The organism is Natronohydrobacter thiooxidans, from assembly GCF_001884735.1.
Taxonomy (GTDB): Bacteria; Pseudomonadota; Alphaproteobacteria; order Rhodobacterales; family Rhodobacteraceae; genus Roseinatronobacter; species Roseinatronobacter thiooxidans_A.
In genome coordinates this window covers 166,767-185,107 of record NZ_MJAP01000003.1, presented here as the reverse complement: position 1 = coordinate 185,107, position 18,341 = coordinate 166,767, and the positions used below count along the sequence as shown (strand labels likewise).

13 protein-coding genes are annotated in these 18,341 nt (G+C 64.5%); 7 read left to right on the top strand and 6 right to left on the bottom strand.

Translation table 11 applies throughout. From position 1 onward, the window contains the following. The first annotated feature begins 67 nt into the window (after nt 1-67). Nucleotides 68-1,864: an ABC transporter ATP-binding protein gene (locus BG457_RS03470; RefSeq protein ID WP_245770919.1), complete on the top strand. Its 1,797-nt coding sequence runs from the start codon at nt 68-70 to the stop codon at nt 1,862-1,864. A 211-nt stretch (nt 1,865-2,075) separates the two neighbouring features. Further along, nucleotides 2,076-3,035: an acetyl-CoA carboxylase carboxyltransferase subunit alpha gene (locus BG457_RS03465; protein ID WP_071795616.1), complete on the top strand. Its 960-nt coding sequence runs from the start codon at nt 2,076-2,078 to the stop codon at nt 3,033-3,035. 47 nt (nt 3,036-3,082) lie between these two features. On the opposite strand, the gene BG457_RS03460 is transcribed toward BG457_RS03465, so the two are convergent. Then, nucleotides 3,083-4,243, bottom strand: coding sequence for an AAA family ATPase (locus BG457_RS03460; protein WP_084657448.1), 1,161 nt, complete (start codon nt 4,241-4,243; stop codon nt 3,083-3,085). Between the two features lie 143 nt (nt 4,244-4,386). On the opposite strand from BG457_RS03460, the gene BG457_RS03455 reads away from it, so the two are divergent. Together BG457_RS03455 and BG457_RS03450 are read left to right on the top strand one after the other, a co-directional pair. Continuing rightward, a complete protein-coding gene (locus BG457_RS03455; protein ID WP_071795614.1) occupies nt 4,387-5,076 on the top strand; it encodes a sulfotransferase in 690 nt (229 codons plus the stop codon). A 31-nt stretch (nt 5,077-5,107) separates the two neighbouring features. Continuing rightward, complete coding sequence (locus BG457_RS03450; RefSeq protein ID WP_071795613.1) at nt 5,108-9,397, top strand: glycosyltransferase family 2 protein; 4,290 nt, start codon at nt 5,108-5,110, stop codon at nt 9,395-9,397. Here the strand turns inward: BG457_RS03450 and BG457_RS03445 are convergent. Then, on the bottom strand, nt 9,384-10,415 hold the full coding sequence (locus BG457_RS03445; protein WP_342715361.1) for an NAD(P)/FAD-dependent oxidoreductase: 1,032 nt from the start codon (nt 10,413-10,415) through the stop codon (nt 9,384-9,386). The two genes, BG457_RS03450 and BG457_RS03445, sit on opposite strands and share 14 nt — an antisense overlap. Before the next feature lie 58 nt (nt 10,416-10,473). On the opposite strand from BG457_RS03445, the gene mnmC2 reads away from it, so the two are divergent. From mnmC2 to BG457_RS03430, 3 genes are read left to right on the top strand one after another with little or no spacing between them, the layout of a single operon-like run. Beyond that, a complete protein-coding gene (gene mnmC2 / locus BG457_RS03440) occupies nt 10,474-11,127 on the top strand; it encodes a tRNA (5-methylaminomethyl-2-thiouridine)(34)-methyltransferase MnmC2 (protein WP_071795611.1) in 654 nt (217 codons plus the stop codon). After that, nucleotides 11,124-11,993, top strand: a complete 870-nt coding sequence (locus BG457_RS03435; protein WP_071795610.1) for a DMT family transporter — start codon at nt 11,124-11,126, stop codon at nt 11,991-11,993. The genes mnmC2 and BG457_RS03435 overlap by 4 nt, the downstream gene beginning before the upstream one ends. Nucleotides 11,994-12,051: 58 nt before the next feature. After that, on the top strand, nt 12,052-13,554 hold the full coding sequence (locus tag BG457_RS03430; RefSeq protein WP_071795609.1) for a fused MFS/spermidine synthase: 1,503 nt from the start codon (nt 12,052-12,054) through the stop codon (nt 13,552-13,554). A 232-nt stretch (nt 13,555-13,786) separates the two neighbouring features. Here the strand turns inward: BG457_RS03430 and BG457_RS03425 are convergent, their stop codons facing one another. From BG457_RS03425 to soxC, 4 genes are all read right to left on the bottom strand, one after another. After that, entirely contained in the window at nt 13,787-15,049 is a 1,263-nt protein-coding gene (locus tag BG457_RS03425; RefSeq protein ID WP_071795608.1) for an NAD(P)/FAD-dependent oxidoreductase, read from the bottom strand. A 201-nt stretch (nt 15,050-15,250) separates the two neighbouring features. Then, nucleotides 15,251-15,973 carry a c-type cytochrome gene (locus BG457_RS03420; protein ID WP_071795607.1) on the bottom strand — a complete coding sequence of 241 codons (723 nt, stop codon included), beginning with the start codon at nt 15,971-15,973 and terminating at the stop codon, nt 15,251-15,253. Between the two features lie 8 nt (nt 15,974-15,981). Next, nucleotides 15,982-17,067 carry a c-type cytochrome gene (locus BG457_RS03415; RefSeq protein ID WP_071795606.1) on the bottom strand — a complete coding sequence of 362 codons (1,086 nt, stop codon included), beginning with the start codon at nt 17,065-17,067 and terminating at the stop codon, nt 15,982-15,984. After that, nucleotides 17,051-18,337 (bottom strand): sulfite dehydrogenase, encoded by a 1,287-nt coding sequence (gene soxC / locus BG457_RS03410; protein ID WP_071795605.1) that lies wholly within the window; start codon nt 18,335-18,337, stop codon nt 17,051-17,053. Before soxC ends, BG457_RS03415 begins: the two co-directional genes overlap by 17 nt. Nucleotides 18,338-18,341 lie beyond the last annotated feature (4 nt).

Here is an 18,341-nt window from a genome sequence, read left to right as displayed (position 1 = left end):
CGGGCTTTCACTGACCAGCCAAACCCGGTAAGTCACGCCTCAGGATGCAAGGCCGTATGGACCAGTTTTGTCGGATAACACACAGACCCAACGCAAGACCCTGACGCGCAACGACCGGATCGTTGCGCGTTGGCTTTGGGACGGTTTCGTGCGCCACCGGATGAAGTTCATTTGGCTGGCAGTGGTGCTGATGATCATCGAGGCGCTGATGCTGGGCGCCTTCAGCTATCTCGTGCAGCCGATGTTCGATCAGGTCTTTATCGAGGGCGAAAGCGCGCGGGTCTATCTGGTAGCGCTCGCCATGGCGGGGGTGTTTTTCGGCCGCGGTCTGGCGCGGCTGGGCCACAAGGCGCTGATGGTCTGGCAGGCGGAATCCGCGACAGCCGATCTGCAGACCATGCTTCTGGCGCATCTGACACGGCTTGATCAGGGGTTTTTCAAACTGAACGCGCCGGGTGTGCTGATCGAGCGGGTGCGTGGCGATTCCGAGGCGCTGCGGCGCGTCTTTACCGGGTTGATTACCGGGGTAGGGCGCGACGGGGCGGCTGTGATCGTGCTGTTCGGGGTCGCGCTCTGGACCGACTGGCAATGGACGCTGGTGGCGATGGTCGGCATTCCGACACTTGCGCTGCCGCTTCTGGCGATCCAGCGGCTGATCCGGCGGCGCAGTCGCGATGCGCGGGTTGCGGCCGCGCAAAGTTCGAACCGGCTGGACGAGGCGTTTCACGGCATCGCCACCTTGCAACTGACCGGAACCGAAGCGCGCGAAGTGGGCCGCTTCCGCGACATCACCCGCCGCTATGTGCAGAAGGCAACGCGCGCGGCGATTGGCCATGCCGCTGTGCCCACGGTGATGGATTTCGGCGCCGCGATCGGGTTCGCGCTGGTGCTGATCTATGGCGGCTTCCAGATCATAGAAGGCACGCGCACCGTGGGGCAGTTCATGTCCTTTTTCACCGCGCTGGGGCTGCTTTTTGACCCGATGCGCCGGTTTACGGCCCTGACCGCGGAATGGCAGGCAGTTCTGGCCTCGTTGGAACGCACGCATGCGCTGTTGCAGGTGCAGGCAAAAGTGACCAATCCGGCCCCTCCGCATGCGCCTGTACCCGCGCGCGATCAGGCCAGTGTCGAATTGCGCAATGTGGATTTCGCCTATGGCAGCGAGCCGGTGTTGCGCAATCTGAGCTTCATCGCCCCGGCGGGCAAGACGACGGCCATCGTGGGCCCATCGGGCGCAGGCAAGACGACCGTGTTCGGCTTGCTGACGCGGCTTGCGGATGTCAATGCAGGTAGCGTGCTGATCGGCGGGCAGGATGTGCGCGCGATGGATCTGGGCGCGCTGCGCGGCCTTTTTGCCGTGGTCAGTCAGGATACGGCGCTGTTTGATGAATCGATCCGCGACAATATCCTGATGGGGGCCGAGAATGTCACGCCCGAGGCGTTGCAGGCGGCCCTGCACGCGGCGCATGTCGATGATTTCCTGCCGCTTCTGTCTGACGGGCTGGACAGTCTGGCCGGGCCGCGCGGATCGGCGCTCTCGGGTGGCCAGCGCCAGCGGGTTGCGATTGCGCGCGCGCTGTTGCGCGATGCGCCGATTCTGCTGCTGGATGAAGCCACAAGCGCGCTCGATGCGAAATCCGAATCCGTGGTGCAGGATGCGCTGGAGAAGCTCGCAAAGGGTCGCACGACACTGGTGATCGCGCATCGGCTGTCCACCGTGCGCAATGCCGATCAGATCATCGTCATGGATCACGGCACTGTGGTCGAGCAGGGCAGCCATGACGCGCTTCTGGCGCAGGGCGGGGTCTATGCCCGGCTGCATGCGCTGCAGTTCAAGGATAGCGCGCACGCGAAGTCGCCCTGACCGCATCCGCAATCGCCTCAGGCCAGGCAACAGCCCCGACCGCGCGCCCTGTGTGGTCAGCGAAAGTGCGCGACGGAACCTCGACCGGTTTTTCGCGCGATGGTCAGAATCGGGTCCATCGGCAGACCAGTGCCCGGTCCCGCGCCTGACCCGATTGCAAATTGGCCCGTCCTCGCGCATAAGCCCCTGCAAGTACCGAGGGAGCGTCCTGATGAACTATCTCGAATTCGAAAAGCCCTTGGCCGAGATCGAAGGCAAGGCGGCAGAGTTGCGCGCGATGGGCGCGGCCAACCCGGATATGGATGTCGAAAAGGAAGCCTCTGCGCTGGATGCGAAAGCGCAGAAGATGCTGGTCGATCTGTATCGCAATTTGTCGCCGTGGCGGAAATGTCAGGTGGCACGCCATCCCGACCGCCCGCATTGCCGCGATTATATTTCGGCGCTGTTTGACGAATTCACACCGCTGGCCGGGGATCGCGGCTTTGCCGAGGATGAGGCCGTCATCGGGGGGTTGGGGCGGCTGCGGGACCGGTCGGTCATGGTGATCGGTCAGGAAAAGGGCCATGACACGCAATCGCGCCTGCGGCGCAATTTCGGCATGGCGCGGCCTGAAGGCTATCGCAAGGCGATCCGGCTGATGGAAATGGCCGACCGCTTCGGCCTGCCGGTGATCACGCTGGTGGATACGCCCGGCGCTTATCCGGGAAAGGGCGCGGAAGAGCGCGGGCAGGCCGAGGCCATCGCGCGTTGCACACAGAAATGCCTCAGCCTTGGTGTCCCGCTGCTTTCGGTCATTATTGGCGAGGGCGGCTCGGGCGGGGCGGTGGCTTTTGCCACGGCGAACCGGATCGCGATGCTGGAGCATTCGGTCTATTCGGTGATCTCGCCCGAGGGCTGTGCCTCGATCCTGTGGAAGGATGCCGAGAAGATGCGCGAAGCCGCCGAGGCACTGCGCCTGACAGCGCAGGATCTGAAGAAACTGGAGGTGATCGACCGGATCATCCCCGAGCCGCTGGGCGGGGCGCAGCGTGACCCTGCGGTGATGATCAAGGCGGTCGGTGCGGCGCTGGGGGCGATGCTGGCGGAACTGGACGGCACGAGCCCGGATGCCCTGCGCAAGGCGCGGCGGCAGAAATTCCTCGATATGGGCTCCAAGGGACTTGCGGCCTGAGCAGCGGTGATCGCGCGGCGCGCGCCGCGCAGGTTACAGGCCGCAGGCTAATTTGCGGAGCGCCCCTGGCCGTGGTGGCGAAGGGGAGGCAAAGTCTGGTCAGGGACGTTGCAAATCGGCCATGTTGCCTGCAACAGATTGTCGGTCGGTGGCCTTTCGCCTTCGATGGCGGCAAGCAAATCTGCACAAATCGCCCATGTCGGCCGGTCCGAGGACAGGATGATCGCGTCATGATCCGGGCGCTGTTCGCGGCGGTTGCGGCGCAGGGCGGCGTCGAATCCGGCCGAGCCGGGCTTGTGGCCGATCGAATTGCGCGCGGCCAGTCGATCCGCGATCACCCGGTCCGGCGCGGTCAGGTGGAACGCCTGCCGGAAGGCATGACGATAGGGCGCCAGCGCCGCACCGAAACCGCCAATGACAAAGACCGCGGCTTTTTTCCTGCGCGCCGCCGCAAAGCACGCGCGCGCCCGTATCTCTGGCCAAAGCCAGCGGATATCGGCTTCGGCCTGAGGGAAGGCGCGCAGCAGGTCATAGCGAACGTCGCTGAACCGCCGCCCCAGACAGAAACTGGCGATTTCGGTATCGGCATCGATGATCGCATAGCCCATCGCCTGCAGGAACTGCCCGAGGGTTGATTTGCCGGTGCCGTTATTGCCACAGATGATGTAGAGCCCCGCAGCGAGCGTGGGGCGCGGTTTGCGCAGCATCTGGACGCCTGCACGGGCCATGTGCTTGCGCAATCTTTCAGCCTGTCTCTCAATCAACGCCTGTGCCGCGTCATGCTGCCCGCACAGGCGCAGGCAGGCCAATCGGCGCAGGATCGCATAGGGTCCCTGAACCCGGTGCTGGTCGAGCAGGATCTGCCAGACCTGTCCTGCCAGAGAATAGTCCCTGGCCAGCATGGCGAGTTCCGCCTGCATGCGTCGCAAGGCCAGATCCCCCGGCCAACGAAGCAGGGGTTCCTGCAACTGACACAGCGCCTCGCGATAGGCCCGGCAGCGCATCTGCATCTGCGCCTGCATCAGCGCGGTCGCGGGATCGGGCGCATCCGCCATCATGCGGCTCAGATAGACCACCGCCGCGCGAAAATCGCCGCGCTTGACGCGCTGCCGGAGCGCCTTCTCCAGCCCGGGTCGGTCCAGCAGCGCCGCCTGCCTGCGGTGCCAAGTCAGATCACGCTCCGGCAAGGGTCTGGCCTGATCCGGCATCCATCTGCCCTTTCGATTCCCCGGCGCCACCCTAGCGCTGACAGATTGCCAAATCGCTAATAGGACCGGCCCGGCGCGATAAACCTCTCGTTAATCTCACTGCGCGACAAGGGAGCAGAGGAGAACCAGCGAGGCGCGCGGCAATGGCAAGATTCGATCATCCGGAAGAGGGCTATGTTTTCGTCGTGACCTATGGGCGTTCGGGCTCGACCTTGCTGCAGAATCTGCTGAATGCGATTCCCGGCTATCAGATTCGCGGCGAGAACAACAATGCGCTCTTTGGTCTGTTCAAAAGCTGGCGGGCCATTGCGACAAGCCCGGATATTGCCTGCATGCAGCGCGAGGGGACAATCTCCGACGCCACGCATCCCTGGTTCGGGGCCGAGGATATTGATGCTGCGGCCTATCGCGCAGCCCTGTGCAAGCTGTTTTCGCGCCAGATCCTGCGCCCGGAGCCCGGTATTCGCGTCAGCGGGTTCAAGGAAATCCGCACGATTGCCGATCCTGATCTTTTCAAAGCCTATCTGGCTTTCCTTCAGGACGGTTTCCCCAAGGCGCGGCTGGTGTTCAACACGCGCGATCCCGAGGCCGTGTGCCGGTCATCCTGGTGGCGAAAGCATGACCAGCAGCAGGTCAGGGCGATGATCCGCTCTGCCGAATCCGTCTTTCAGGCCCATGTTGCCGCGCATCCTGCGCGTGCCGTGCTGCTGCGCCACGATGACTATGTGGCGGATCATGCCGCGCTGGACCCGCTCTTCGATCTGCTGGGCGCACGGCCCACGGCAGAGGCGTTGGGGCGCGTCATGCGCACAAGGCTCACCCATGCCACATGAGCCGCTGTCAGCGCGCAAGGGCGCAGCAAGGATGCCTGTGACCACAGGTGCGGAGCGCCCGCCCGAATTGCTCGCAGAGGCCGGGGCGCTGGCGATATCGGCGCCAGCGACACTCCTGCTGGAGGTTGATCTGCGCGCCCAGGCCGTCGTCAATCTGGATTTCCGCGATCACGCACAGGAGAGGATCCCGTTGCACCTGTCCTTGCGCCGCGATGCGGGCCGGGTTGTCGCGAATCGCTGGTGTGCCAGTGGCTGGCGGCGGGAGGTGAGTTTCCCTGCACCCCTGCGGCGCGCAGCGCATATGTTGCAACTGGACTTTCGCCGCAGCCTGGGGCGGGGCATCTGCGTGGCCCTGTCGCTGGATGGGTCGCGCCTGGGATCTCTCGATGCGCTGCCACGTCGTGATCCGGCTGGCCGTTTTGGCCTGCGGCGCGGCTTTCCCGGTCTTGGCGATATCGGGGCAATCACATGGCCTGAGGGGCTTTGCGCCCTGCGCGTGGTGCCGGGGAGTGGGGCCGGGGGAGCGCATCTGAATGCGCGGCTGGAACTGGTGCTGGAGAATCCGGGGATGGAGGCCGTGTTCGATCCCGGCAATGACATGACCGCGCGTCCGTTCATTCCGCTGCAGTCCGGAACTGGCGGCTGTAGCGCCGCCCTTGTGCCGGGTCGGGTCTGGCAGGGGCGCGAAGGCTCGCAGGTGATGCTTCTCGCGCGTGACCGGACGGGCCATGTGATTGCGCGCCACAAGCTGACCAAGGCGCATATTCTGGGGCTGCTGGTGCAGCCAGCGGTGCTCTGGCAGATACGCCATGACACGCTGGCACGGTTGCAGATGCTGGAGCATGTGCATTTCGCCGGTCTCTGGTCTGACCTACCGTCCGAGGCGCTGGAAGTGCTGGCGGCTGAAGCACAACGCCATCCCGCGGCCGGTTTTGCGCCCCCGCCAGAGATTGCCATGCCTGTCCTCGCCCCCCTCAGGCATTCCCCCGCTGCTGCTGCCTGCGATGCGTTTCATCGCAGCCGCGTTCTGCCGCGCCCGCGTGATCCCGTGGAGCAATTGCGCTTCCTGGTGCAGAGCGAAAAGCTTGATCCTGGGCAGATCCGCCAGCTTGGCTTGCTTCTGTCGGAATGGTTCTGCGTGAATGGCGATCCCTATGCGCTGGCGCGAAGCTTGCGCGATCTGGGCGTTCAGGACTGGGCGGATATTCAGGATGCGTGGGGCCGGATTGCGGCCTTGCCGCTGCTCTGGGCCGCTGGCGATTGGCAAACCTGCCTGCAAACCCTCAAATCCGCCCGCAATCAGCGCCCCGCCTGGGTTGTTACCCCGGCTCTGGCCTGGCTCGCCTCCGCTCTGGCCAGAGACATGCCGGACCTCGCGGGCAACAGGCCCGACTTGGCGCAGCGCGCTGCCATCTCGCTTGCGCTCCTTGAACTGATCGCAGCACTTGCTCCGGCGCATATGTCGCAAATGGGATGCCAGCGCCTGATTTCCGGGGTGCTGGACTTGCTCGCGGCAGCTTGCGCACTGCCAGACTGGTGTCAGCCGCGCTTTACTGATCTCGCGCTGCAAGCTTACGGGCTGAACATGGATTTCTGGCGGCGCGATCCCGCGCGCATGCCCGCGGCCTTGTTGCCATGGCGCAGTGCTTTTGCCAAGCTTCACGCAGCGGCGATGGAGGGTGACTGGCTGGCGCTGGGCCGCAGAGCACGTCCGTTCTTGACGCGGCCCATCGCCGGTGGCGACATGCTGCGCCGCCTTGCTCTGTCGCCCGAGGCATGGGGTCGCAATAGCGTCGGCCTGCCCGAAATGCGCGCATTGACCGGCATCGCGACGCCCCAGCAGGCCGGGGAAGCCGCGCTGCGCTGGCTGGCCTTTCCACGCAGTGCTGTGGCAAAGGCGGCGCTGCCGCTGGATACCTCCAGCGCGGTTCACCGTGCGGCCTGTTCCGCTATGCCGGTCGCCACCCCGGATGTGGAGCGCCCGCCAATGTCGCGTGCGCAACGTGCTCTAGGCAAGCAGGTGCAGAGCGTGCTCAAACCACTGCGCGAAGGCGCGCCCCTTGCGCGGGCGCAGTTGCTGGCTGCCGTAAGTGCCGCGCGCGGACTGATCCGGCCAGAGGCGGGGTTTCTGGGCGTCGCGGCCTTGCTGGCTCTGGCCGAGGCACTGGCCCGCCGTGGCTATCCCAAGGCCGCGCGGAGCTGCGTCGGATTTGTGACCGAAGCCACAGAACGTTTCCCCCCCGAGAGCATGCTGGCATGTCCCGCAGTGCCGCTTGCTCTCGCCCGTTTTGACGCCGCCAGCCCGGACCCGGCCTTGCGCGCCGAATTGCGGGCGCATTTGCCATATGACGCGCAGATGCGGCCCGGCCTTGCCGAGAATCCGCAGGCTGCGGCGCTGCGCGCGGCGTCCAGCCCTTTTGCGGATACCGTCGTGATGCTGATTTCCTGCCATGCAAACCTGGCCAGCCGCGTGCCCGAGATACGGGCGGCATGGGGAGAGCGGTTGGCGGAATGGGGGATTCCCCTGATCGTGGTGACCGGGCGCGCGCCTGGGCAGAAACCGGGCGCAGGGCCGCGTTTCGACGGGCAGTATCTGCAGCTCGATGCGCCCGACGATTATGAGGGACTGCCGCAGAAGATCCTCGCTTTGGCCGAATGGGCGCTGGCGCAGACCGGGTTTTCGCGCATCTACAAGATCGATGATGATTGCTTTCTGGATGTGGACGCCTTTTTCTCCGATCCGGCCTATCTGACACGCCCCTATTACGGGCGGCCCTTGCACCGCGCCCCCGGTGAGATGGATCGCGCCTGGCATATGGGCCGTGCGCAGACGGCGCGCGGGCGGCACGAACTCGACAAATCGCCAGAGCCGTCACGCTATGCTGATGGCGGATCGGGATATGTTCTGAACCGTCAGGCACTTGCAGCCCTTTGTGCGGCGCAGGCCACGCCGCAGGGGCGCGCGCTGGAGCAGCTGTCCTTTATGGAAGACAAGCTGGTGGGCGACCTGCTGGCCCGGTCGGGGATCGAGGTCGCGGGGCCGAATTACGATATCGCGATCTTTCGCGACACAGCGCGCGGACTGGCCGCTTTGCCACGCTATCACAGCGGGTTTCTGCCCTTCGCCGGTAGCCCGGTAAAGCTGGCGCATCTCGATTCCGGCGCGGCGCCGCGCAAGGCGCGCGATGCTTTGGCTTCCCCCTGGCCGATGCCGATGACGATCTGGCCGTGCCACCGTCCGGCGGGGTTGGGTTGGGCGCAGCATGGCCTGTCGCTGGTCAGCCCGCCCGAGCGGCTGGAGCAGGCGAAGGCCGCCGAGCTTGTGGTGATTTCGGTCATGCGCAATGAACGCGCTCTGCTGGATCATTTCCTGACCCATTACCGGCAATTGGGCGTGGGCGCGTTCCTGATCGTGGATAACGGGTCGGATGACGGCACGCTGGAGCATCTGGTCGCAGAACCCGATGTTTCGGTCTTCACCACGGATACGCCCTATCGTCAGTCGGCCTATGGTGTGATGTGGCAAGAGGCGCTGATGGCACAATTCCGGCTGGGGCGCTGGTCGCTTCTGGCCGATGCGGATGAGCTGGCCTTCTGGACGCTTCCCGATGCGGCGGGCGCGGTGCGGGCCGATCTGCCGCAATTGCTGCGCGGTGCCGATTTCCGGACCTGTGAGGCCGTGCGCCTGCTGATGTTCGATCTCTATCCGAAAGGCCCCTTGTCGGGCGCGCGTTTCGCTCTGTCGCCCTTCCTTGAGGCAAGCCATGTCGATCACGAGCCGTTCCGCGAGGACTGGCAGGGGCTTGGTCCTTGGTCGAATGGCAAGACCCTGACCAGCGCCTTGCGTCACCGTCTGATGGCAGAAGCGGGGCTGCCTGCGCGCGCCAATCTCTTCGTGGCCCAGAAACACGCGCTGCTGCGCTATCACCCGTTCATGCAGCTTTCGACGGGACTGCATTATATCGCCGGGGCCAGGGTCGCGGCGCGCGATCTGGCCTTCGGGCATTTCAAATATCATGCCGGATTTCATGCGAAGGCCCGGCGCGAGGCCGCGCGGGGGCAGCATTTCAACAATGCCGAGGAGTATCGCAGCTACCTCACGCTGCAGGCCGAAGGGCGAGAGCTGCTCTACCGTCCGGGCGTGTCGGTGCCGCTGGCCGCCTGTCCACACCTGCGCCGGATATGCGGCCTGCCCGAGACGCCGGATTTTGCGGCCCTGCGCGCAGCTATTCCGCCGGTGGTGGTCCGGCGGGTTCCGCGCCGCCGGTTTCCGGTTCGCGGGGCCCCGCCTGCGCCGCGCGCCGAAATCAGGGCGTCGTGAGGCGAAAGCCCTCGGGGATGGCGTCGCGCCCGTCGAGCACCAGATCGGCCATGATCGCAGCCAGCGCCGGGGCCATCGCAAAGCCGATCTTGAAGCCGCCATTGAACACGAAATGTCCTGCGCGCCCCGGCCATGCGCCCATCAGCGGCGCGCGGCTTTTTGCGCGTGGCCGGACACCGGCCCAGCGGCTGACCTCGGACGCGTCGCACAGGGCGGGGCAGATCCTCCGGGCTTGCGCGACCAATGCATCGCAGGCCGCATCGGTGCCGGACGGGTCATCGAAGGCGCGTTCGCTCGTCGATCCGATGGCCACGGTCCCGTCGGTATGGGGCACGATATGCAGCCCGTCGGCGAATATCTGCGGTGCATCCGGGCATGACAAGGCGAGGGCCACGGACTGGCCCTTGACGCCCGCCCCGAGATCCGCACCCAGATCGCGCGACAGATCCTGCAAGCCCTCGTAACCGGTCGCCCAGACCACCACGCCATCGGGGGCCGTGTCGCCGGTCTCGACCGATGCGCCCAGATGCTGCAAGGCGCCGACCAGCGCCGCGCCCGCCTTGCGCGGCTGCAGCCGCGCGCTGAGCGTGTCATGCACCACCCAGCCCGAGGGCGCATCAAGCGGAAGGCCCGGTGCTTCCGTCACGGGCAAGACCCGCCATTCTGCAAAGCCCTGCCACAGATCGCGCGCCTGCGCGGCGCGGCTATGGGCCAGATCGAGCTTGTCTGAGGCCAAAGGCTGCACGCGCCCCAGCCGTGCATAACCCGGATCGCGACCCGAAACTGCGGCCACCTCTGCCCAGAACCCACCAGCCATGCGCAACGCCTCGAACTGGAACGCTTTCTTGGTGTTCCAGTTTTCCGGCACATGCGGGGCCAAGGCCCCCACCAGCCCCCCGCTGGAGCCCGCGCCCGGGGCGCGTTTCTCGATCACCCGCACTCTGGCCCCGCGCTGTGCACAACTATAGGCCAGCGCAAGACCAAAGATGCCCGCGCCCATGATCGTCAGATCGGCCATTGTCATTTCCCCTGCGCCGCGACACAACTGCTGAACATGTGACATAAAGCAGAGTGCGATGCAGGACCAGCTTGCAGAATTGGCGTGGCGCGAGGGCCGCATCCCGGTCTCGACCCGGTTCGACGACCCGTATTTCTCGTTGCAAAGCGGACTGGAGGAGACGCGCCATGTCTTCCTGTCTGGCAATGGCTTGCCAGAGCGCCTTCGTCCGGGTTTCCGGATCGCCGAACTGGGCTTCGGCACCGGGCTGAACCTGCTGGCGACAGCGGCCATCGTGACCGAAGGTCCGGTATTCTACACCAGTTTCGAGGCCTTTCCGATGGCGCCCGACGACATGGCGCGCGCGCTTGCAGCCTTTCCAGAGCTTGACGCATCAGAGTTGATCGCGGCATGGGCGCGCGGTGCGCGGCAATTCTCGCTCGGGGCGCTGGAGGTCGACATCATTGTCGGCGATGCGCGCCAGACCTTGCCCGAGTGGCAGGGCAGGGCGGATGCCTGGTATCTCGACGGCTTCTCGCCCGCCAAGAACCCGGAACTCTGGTCCGAGGCGCTGATGGCGCAGGTCGGCGCCCATACCGCAGCGGGGGGGACATTCGCGACCTACACGGCAGCGGGTCATGTCCGGCGGGCATTGTCGCAGGCCGGATTCGCCGTGACGCGCAGCCCCGGCTACGGGCGCAAGCGGCATATGAGCCGGGGGGTCATGGCATGACACCGCAGAACAACACGCTGGGCATCTGGCTGATGATCGCCACCGCCTTTGTCTTTGCCATGCAGGACGGGCTGTCGCGCCATCTGGCGGGGGAATACAATGTCTTCATGATCATCATGATCCGCTACTGGTTCTTCGCCAGTTTCGTGATTGTGGTCGCCGCGCGCAAGGCAGGCGGTCTGCGGCAGGCCGTTGCGACGAAACAGCCTCTGCTCCAGATTTTCAGAGGCGTGCTTCTGGCGCTCGAAGTCTGCGTGATGGTCACGGCCTTCGTTCTGCTGGGGCTGGTTGAAAGTCATGCTGTGTTCGCCGTCTATCCGTTGCTGGTCGCGGCGCTGTCCGGTCCGATTCTGGGCGAGAAGGTCGGCTGGCGGCGCTGGGCGGCCATCGGCATCGGGTTTGTCGGTGTGATCATCATCCTGCAACCGGGCTTTGGCGTGTTCCAGCCTGCAGCACTGCTGGCTTTTCTGGCGTCCTTCATGTTCGCGCTCTACAGTCTGCTGACCCGCTATGCGGCGCGCAAGGACAGCGCCGCGGTCAGCTTTTTCTGGACCGGTACGACCGGTGCCATCACCATGACGCTGATCGGCATCTGGTTCTGGGAGCCGATGGTCTCGGGCGACTGGCTGTGGATGGCTCTTCTCTGCATGACATCGGCTTTCAGCCATTTTCTGCTGATCCGCGCCTATGAACTGGCCGAGGCAAGCGCGGTCCAGCCCTTCGCCTATCTGCAGCTGCCCTTCGCCGCAGCGCTGGGGGTGCTGGTGTTCAACGAGACGCTGCGCAGCAATGTGGTGATCGGCACCTGTGTGGTGGTGGGCGCAGGGCTGTTCACGCTCTGGCGCGCAAGGGTGAAAGCGGGCTGAGCGCATTGCGCCGGTCCCTGTGCCGCCCTAGAGTGATGCAAAAATCAGGGGAGGGGACATGCACAGGCTTTGGGTTTTGGTCGCGATTCAGGCCACAGTTGCTGCAGCCTCGCTGGTGGTCGAAATCGTGGCCGGGCGGATGCTGGCACCCTATGTCGGCATGTCGCTCTATACCTGGACATCGGTGATCGCGGTGGTTCTGGCAGGGTTTTCCGCCGGGCACTGGGTTGGCGGACGTCTGGCGGAATGGCCTTCGGACCGCGCGCTTCGGGCCAATGGCTGGGCCATGGTGCTGGCGGCCGTGACGACGGCGGGGGCGGTGTTCCTGCTGCGCGGCGTGGCCGGGCCGGTGATCACCGCCTTGCAGGATCCGGTCGCGGCCATCGTGGCGCTGACCATGCTGGTGTTTTTCCTGCCGTCCTTCTTCGCGGGCATTCCGGCACCGATCCTGTCGCAGATCGCGGTCCAGCGGCACCCGGAGCATTCGGGCCGTGCGCTTGGTGCGATGTTTGCCGCCGGGGCCTGGGGGGCCATCATCGGCACATTGGCTGCGGGGTTCCTGTTCATCTCGTGGCTGGGCTCGGTTGGCACGCTGACCGTGGTCACGGTGGTCTATGTCGCCGTCGCGCTCTACAGCTTTGTTGCCGCGCGCGCGACACGGCGCTGGGTGATCGAGGGGGCACTGGTGTCGCTGATCCCGATGATGCTGGCGGGCGCGGCGCTCTATCGCCCGGATCCCTGCACGCGCGAGAGCGATTATTTCTGCATTCGGGTGGTCGATATCTCGCCCGGCCCGGCGGAACCTGTGCGCCTGATGGTGCTGGATCATCTGGTGCATGGCATTTCCGATGGCATTGATGCTTCGGCTATGCTGACCCCGCATGGCATGATGCAGGACGGGCTGTCGCGGATGCGCATGGCCGGGCGCGAGCATTGGGACGGGTTCATCATCGGCGGCGGCACCTATACGGTGCCGCGCGCCTGGGTCGAGATGGGCGAGCCGGTCGCGGTGACTGTGGCCGAGGTCGACCCGGTGGTGACCGAGGTTGCCGCCGAAAGCTTCTGGTTCGATCCCGACAGCGTGCGTGTTGTCCATGCAGATGCGCGGATCGTTCTGGCGCGTGAAGACAGAAGCTATGACCTGATCCTTGGCGATGCCTTCACCGATATCGCGGCGCCGCCACATCTGATCACGCGCGAGTTCTTTGAACTGGCAGCATCGCGGCTGAACCCGGACGGGTCTTTCCTGATGACGATCATCGATCATATCGACCGGTTGGATGTGCTGGCCTCGCTGACACTCACCGCGCGCGAGGTTTTTGATGTGGTCGAAATCTGGGCCGATCCCAGCCATGATGAGAGCCAGTCGCGCCGGGTCTTCCTGATGGTGGCGGGCAATGCGCGCTCGCCGGTCAGCCGGATCCATCATGACGGGCCAGAGCCCCGGCAGGCGGTGCGGGTGTCCTCTGCCTCGCTGCAGGCGATCATCGATGAGCGCCGCGCGATCGTGCTGACGGATGACTACGCCCCGATCGACCGGTTGCTGGGCACGGGCGGGTAGGTTCTATAGCGGGTTGCATTCATTGGCATTCATGCACCCCGCTATAACTTATTGTGGTCGCATGTTTTGATGCGCAAAACCGGAGGCCACTTTTGCGCAACATGCTCTATCAGCCCCTTTTGTCGCCCTGGCCCGGTTCTCCGCCGCAAAATATCCGGGCACGCGCAAAACCGGCGACAGAAAAAGGGGCGGCGCATCCGCACCGCCCCTGTTTGTTGACGCAGGCAGGGCCTCAGCCGAAAATATCGGCCACGATCCCGTTATACCAGCCGATGCTCTCCTCATAGGTCTGGCGGCGCAGGTCGGCATCCTCTCCGGTCTGGCTGATGAAGCTTGACACGCTGGCGATCTTCTCGTCGGTCGGCTCGTAATTCGCGCCCACTTTCACACCGTCATCGGTGGCGATCAGCGACCAGCAGGTGTTGGAATAGCGCGCCGGGAAGATGCGGCTGCCGGTCAATTCGCCGCGGATCACATTGGCGACGACCTTGGCCTGCGAATTGGCCGAGAAACCCGATTTCGGCATATCGCCCTGTGCGCTGGCATCGCCCAGCACAAAGACATTCTCATCCACCCGCGAGCGCATGTCGGCAGGCATCACCGGGGCCCAGCCCGAATCGTTGGTCAGCCCTGCCAGTTCCGCGATCCTGCCGGCTTTCTGCGCCGGGATGACATTGCAGACATCAGCCTGTTCGACCTCGCCGTCGATAACGACTTCCATCGACTCGGGGCGTACTTCGAAATCGTCTCCGCCCATGTCGGGGCCGATGCGCGTGACCATGCCGGGATAGTGGCGTTCCCAGCCTTCCTCGAACAGGGCCTGTTTCGAGTAATTCTCTTTCGGGTCCACGATCAGGATTTTCGCCGTCGGGTTGGATTGCGTGAGCATATGCGCGACCATCGAAACCCGCTCGCCCGGTCCCGGCGGGCAGCGATAGGGGTTCGGCGGCGCGACCATGACGAACAGACCGCCTTCGCGCATGGTCTCGATCTGATGCTTCAGAAGCTGAACCTGCGTGCCGGATTTGTAGGCGTGCGGCATCAGGCTTTGCTGGCTGACATTCCAGCCCGGCACCGAGCCTTCGACGAAATCGATCCCCGGCGCGACCACCAACCGGTCATAGGATACCGAGTCACCCGAGGCCAAAGCGACGGTTTTCACGTCGCGGTCCACCCCCACGGCCCAGTCATGGATCACATTGACACCGGTGCGCGCGATAGTGCCATAGCCATGCCCCAGCGCGTCATAGTCCCAGAACCCGCCCAGATAGAGGTTCGAGAAATAGCAGGTGTAATAGCGTCGCGTGGGTTCGATCAGGGTGACATCGACGGCGCCGTTGCTGTCCTTTGCAATATAGCGCGCGACCGTGCCGCCGCCGGAACCGCCGCCGATCACCACAACCCGCGGGCGTGTCTGGCCCAGCACCGCCGGGGCGGACAGCGCGGCGGTGGCGAGCGTCGCAGTGCCCAGAAATCTGCGTCTGTTGAGTTTCATGGTGTTGTCTCTCCCAGTTGTGCCTCGAAAGGCAGGTGTCGCGCCATTCCTCCCACCTTGTCCAGATCCTTCTTGCGCAACGGGTTGATCCGGACGAAATACTGTTCCACGCGGCGCGAAACCTGCGAAACAGAGGTAGCCTTGCCCTGGCGCAGTCGTGCAGTCTGGCGTCGCCGGAGCATGTGGGACGCGACAGGGTTCTTATTCGCGCGCGAGTGCATGGAAATAGGCGGCCAGCGCCGCGATTTCCTCGTCATCCAGCCGCGCGGCCACGGATTGCATCACGGCATGGGGGCGCAGTTTCTGCTTATAGGCATGCATGGCGACGACGAAATCCTCTTCCGGCCAGCCGACAATGCCCGGAATACCTGCGTCAGAGCCGGTGCGCTGGTGGCAGGTCGTGCATTCGCTGCTCAGGAATTCACCATATTCGACATCGCCTTCGATTGCGAGCACAGACTCCGGCAGGTCAACCTCTCGGATGACAGCGGTGGGCGAGGCTTCGGGAATGTTCTGCGGCTGGTCGGAATAGACGCGCAGATATGCGATCAGATCAGCGCGGCGCTGGGCATCCTTCAGGCCGCGATAGGACATGCGGGTGCCAGAAACCAGCGCACGTGGATTCTCGATATAGGCATCAAGGCGACGCAGATCCCATTTCAGCCCGTCACGGCCCTGCCGAAGAAGCGCGTCGGAATAGCGGAAATCGCTGTGGCTGCCTGCGCCACGGTCGAATATGCGATTCAGATGCGGCCCGATCCGATGGACCGCGCCCTCCCCGATCTGGTGGCAACTCGCGCATTCGCGCCGGTAAACCTCTGCCCCGGTGGTCGCATCGCCGATCGGAGATGCCTGTGAGAGCGCCTCCATCGGGATCAGGGCGAGGCCGAGGCAGAAGGTCAGAACAAGACGCGGTTTCACCATCACTCCGATCAGTCTGAATGCGAGGCCAGATAGGCGATCAGCGCCGCCCGCTCGTCCACGCTGCGCACCCCCCGGAAGGACATGCGGTTGCGTGGGATCTTACCTGCCGGATTTTCAAGGAAGGCGTCAAGTGCTTCTTCGGTCCAGATCAGACCAGCGGCTGCTGCTTCGGTAATGGCCGGGGAATAGCGGAACCCATCGACCTGACCGGCAGCGGCACCAACAATCCCGTTCAGTTGCGGGCCGGTGCCATTGCGTGCGCCATCGCCAAGCTGGTGACAGGTCCGGCATTGGCGCCATGCAGTTTCGCCAGCCGCTACCAGCGCGGGATCGAGTGACGCGACCTGCACGTCTTCAGCAGCAGTTTCGGGCGCAGCAGCTTCCTCGACGGCCTCTGCGGCGCTGGCTTCGGTTGCCTCGATCACTGGTGCAGACCCGTCCGAATAGTGAAAGCGGATCACCGGGAATTCCGGGGTCACGTCAATATCGGTGGCACGCGCAGAAATCGACACGGCGTCACGGCAATCGCTCATGCAGGGCTCTTGCTGGAACGTCGGGAATTCCACCTCTGCACGGTCATCGAGATAGAAGCCGCCTTCGTTTGGAAGCCGGATCTCGGTGAAATTCTCGTGGCTGAGTTCGAAATCATCATCCACCAGCCCAGCCGAATAGAGGATATAGGCGGTGATCGCATAGACTTCGTCCGTTTCGAGCGTCTGTGCCGCACCGAAAGGCATCGAGCGGTTGATGTAATCCCAGACTGTCGAGAGATAGGGCCAGTAGGATTCGACCGTCTTCAGGGGGCGTTCGGCAGTCAGCGTGCCACGCCCGCCGACAATCGCGGGCCAAGCCCCGGCTCCTTCGGCGAAATCGCCGTGGCAGACCGCGCAACGGTCGATCCAGTGATCCTCGCCATCCATCACATTGCCGCGCCCTTCGGGCAGGCCGCGCCCATCCGGCATGACGGCCACATCCCAGGCGGCGATCTCTTCGGGCAGGGCCAGCCGCCCGATGCCCAGAGACTCGGCCAGCACAGGCGGGGCGATGAGCGTCAGCAGGGCGGTCCCTGCCAGCAGATTACGACACTTCGACATTTTCAGCGTCCCCGTTCTCATTGACATACCAGGTCTGGATGGCGTTGTTGTGATAGATCGAGTTCAGCCCGCGAATGGCGCGGAGCTGTTCCTTTGTGGGCTGGACATAGCCGGTTTCATCCATCGCGCGCGACTGCACGAACATGGGCTGCCCGTCCCAGACATGATCCAGATAGAAGCGCGTCACGGCCTTGTCGCCCGGTTCCGTGGCCAGGCGCGCGGTCTGCCAATTGACACCACCATCAAGCGAGACATCCACGCGCGCGATCTTGCCCAGACCTGACCATGCCAGCCCGGTAATCACCATCGGCCCCGGACCGTGGCCGATGGGCATTTGCGGCGAGGGCGAGGTGACGACGGATTTCGCATGCATGGCCCAGGTCCATTTGCGCGCGCGCCCGTCGGGCATGAGATCGGTGTATTTCGAGGTCTCTTCGCGGCTCTGCACCGGGCCATCCATCACGGCAATCCGGCGCAGCCATTTGACCCAGAGATTGCCCTCCCAGCCCGGCACGACCAGCCGCACTGGATAGCCATGCTCCATGCGCAATGCCTCGCCATTGGCGAAGAAGGCGATCATGCAGTCATCAAGCGCCTTTTCCATCGGGATCGAGCGGCCATTCGATGACGCATCATGCCCCTCGACATAGATCCACGATCCTTCAGGCTTCACGCCCGCCTCATTCAGCAGCGTGCGCAGGGTGACGCCGGTGTATTCCATATTATGGATCATACCATGGGTGAATTGCGCGCCATTGAGCTGCGCGCCGCCCCATTCCATGCCGCTATTGGCGGCGCATTCGCAGAAATGCACGCGGGTTTCGCGCGGCAGGCGCATCAGGTCGCCAAAGGTAAAGACCAGCGGACGCTCGACCAGCCCGTTGATCATCAGCCGGTATTCGTCCTTGCTGATCTCGATGGCGCCGGAATGGTGGCGCTCAAACGCGCAGCCCTGCGGCGTGATCGTGCCATCCAGCGCATGGATCGGGGTGAAATTGATCGAACTGATCGGATCTGCTGTCAGCCATTCCACATTGCGCCGCACCACATGATCCTCGAAACGGATCGGCATTCCGTAAGGCGTGGCATCCACCCCCTCACCGAGGAAAGAGGCGAAAGGCTGAACTTCCGTGATCAGCGGGTCCGGGGTCGAGGCGCTGGCCCCGACCCCGACCACAGCGCCCCCGGCGGCCAGACCAGCCGTGCGCAGAAAATCGCGGCGGGAGGGGCCGCGTGGCGTGTCGGGGGCGTCATTTGATGTATCTGACATGACG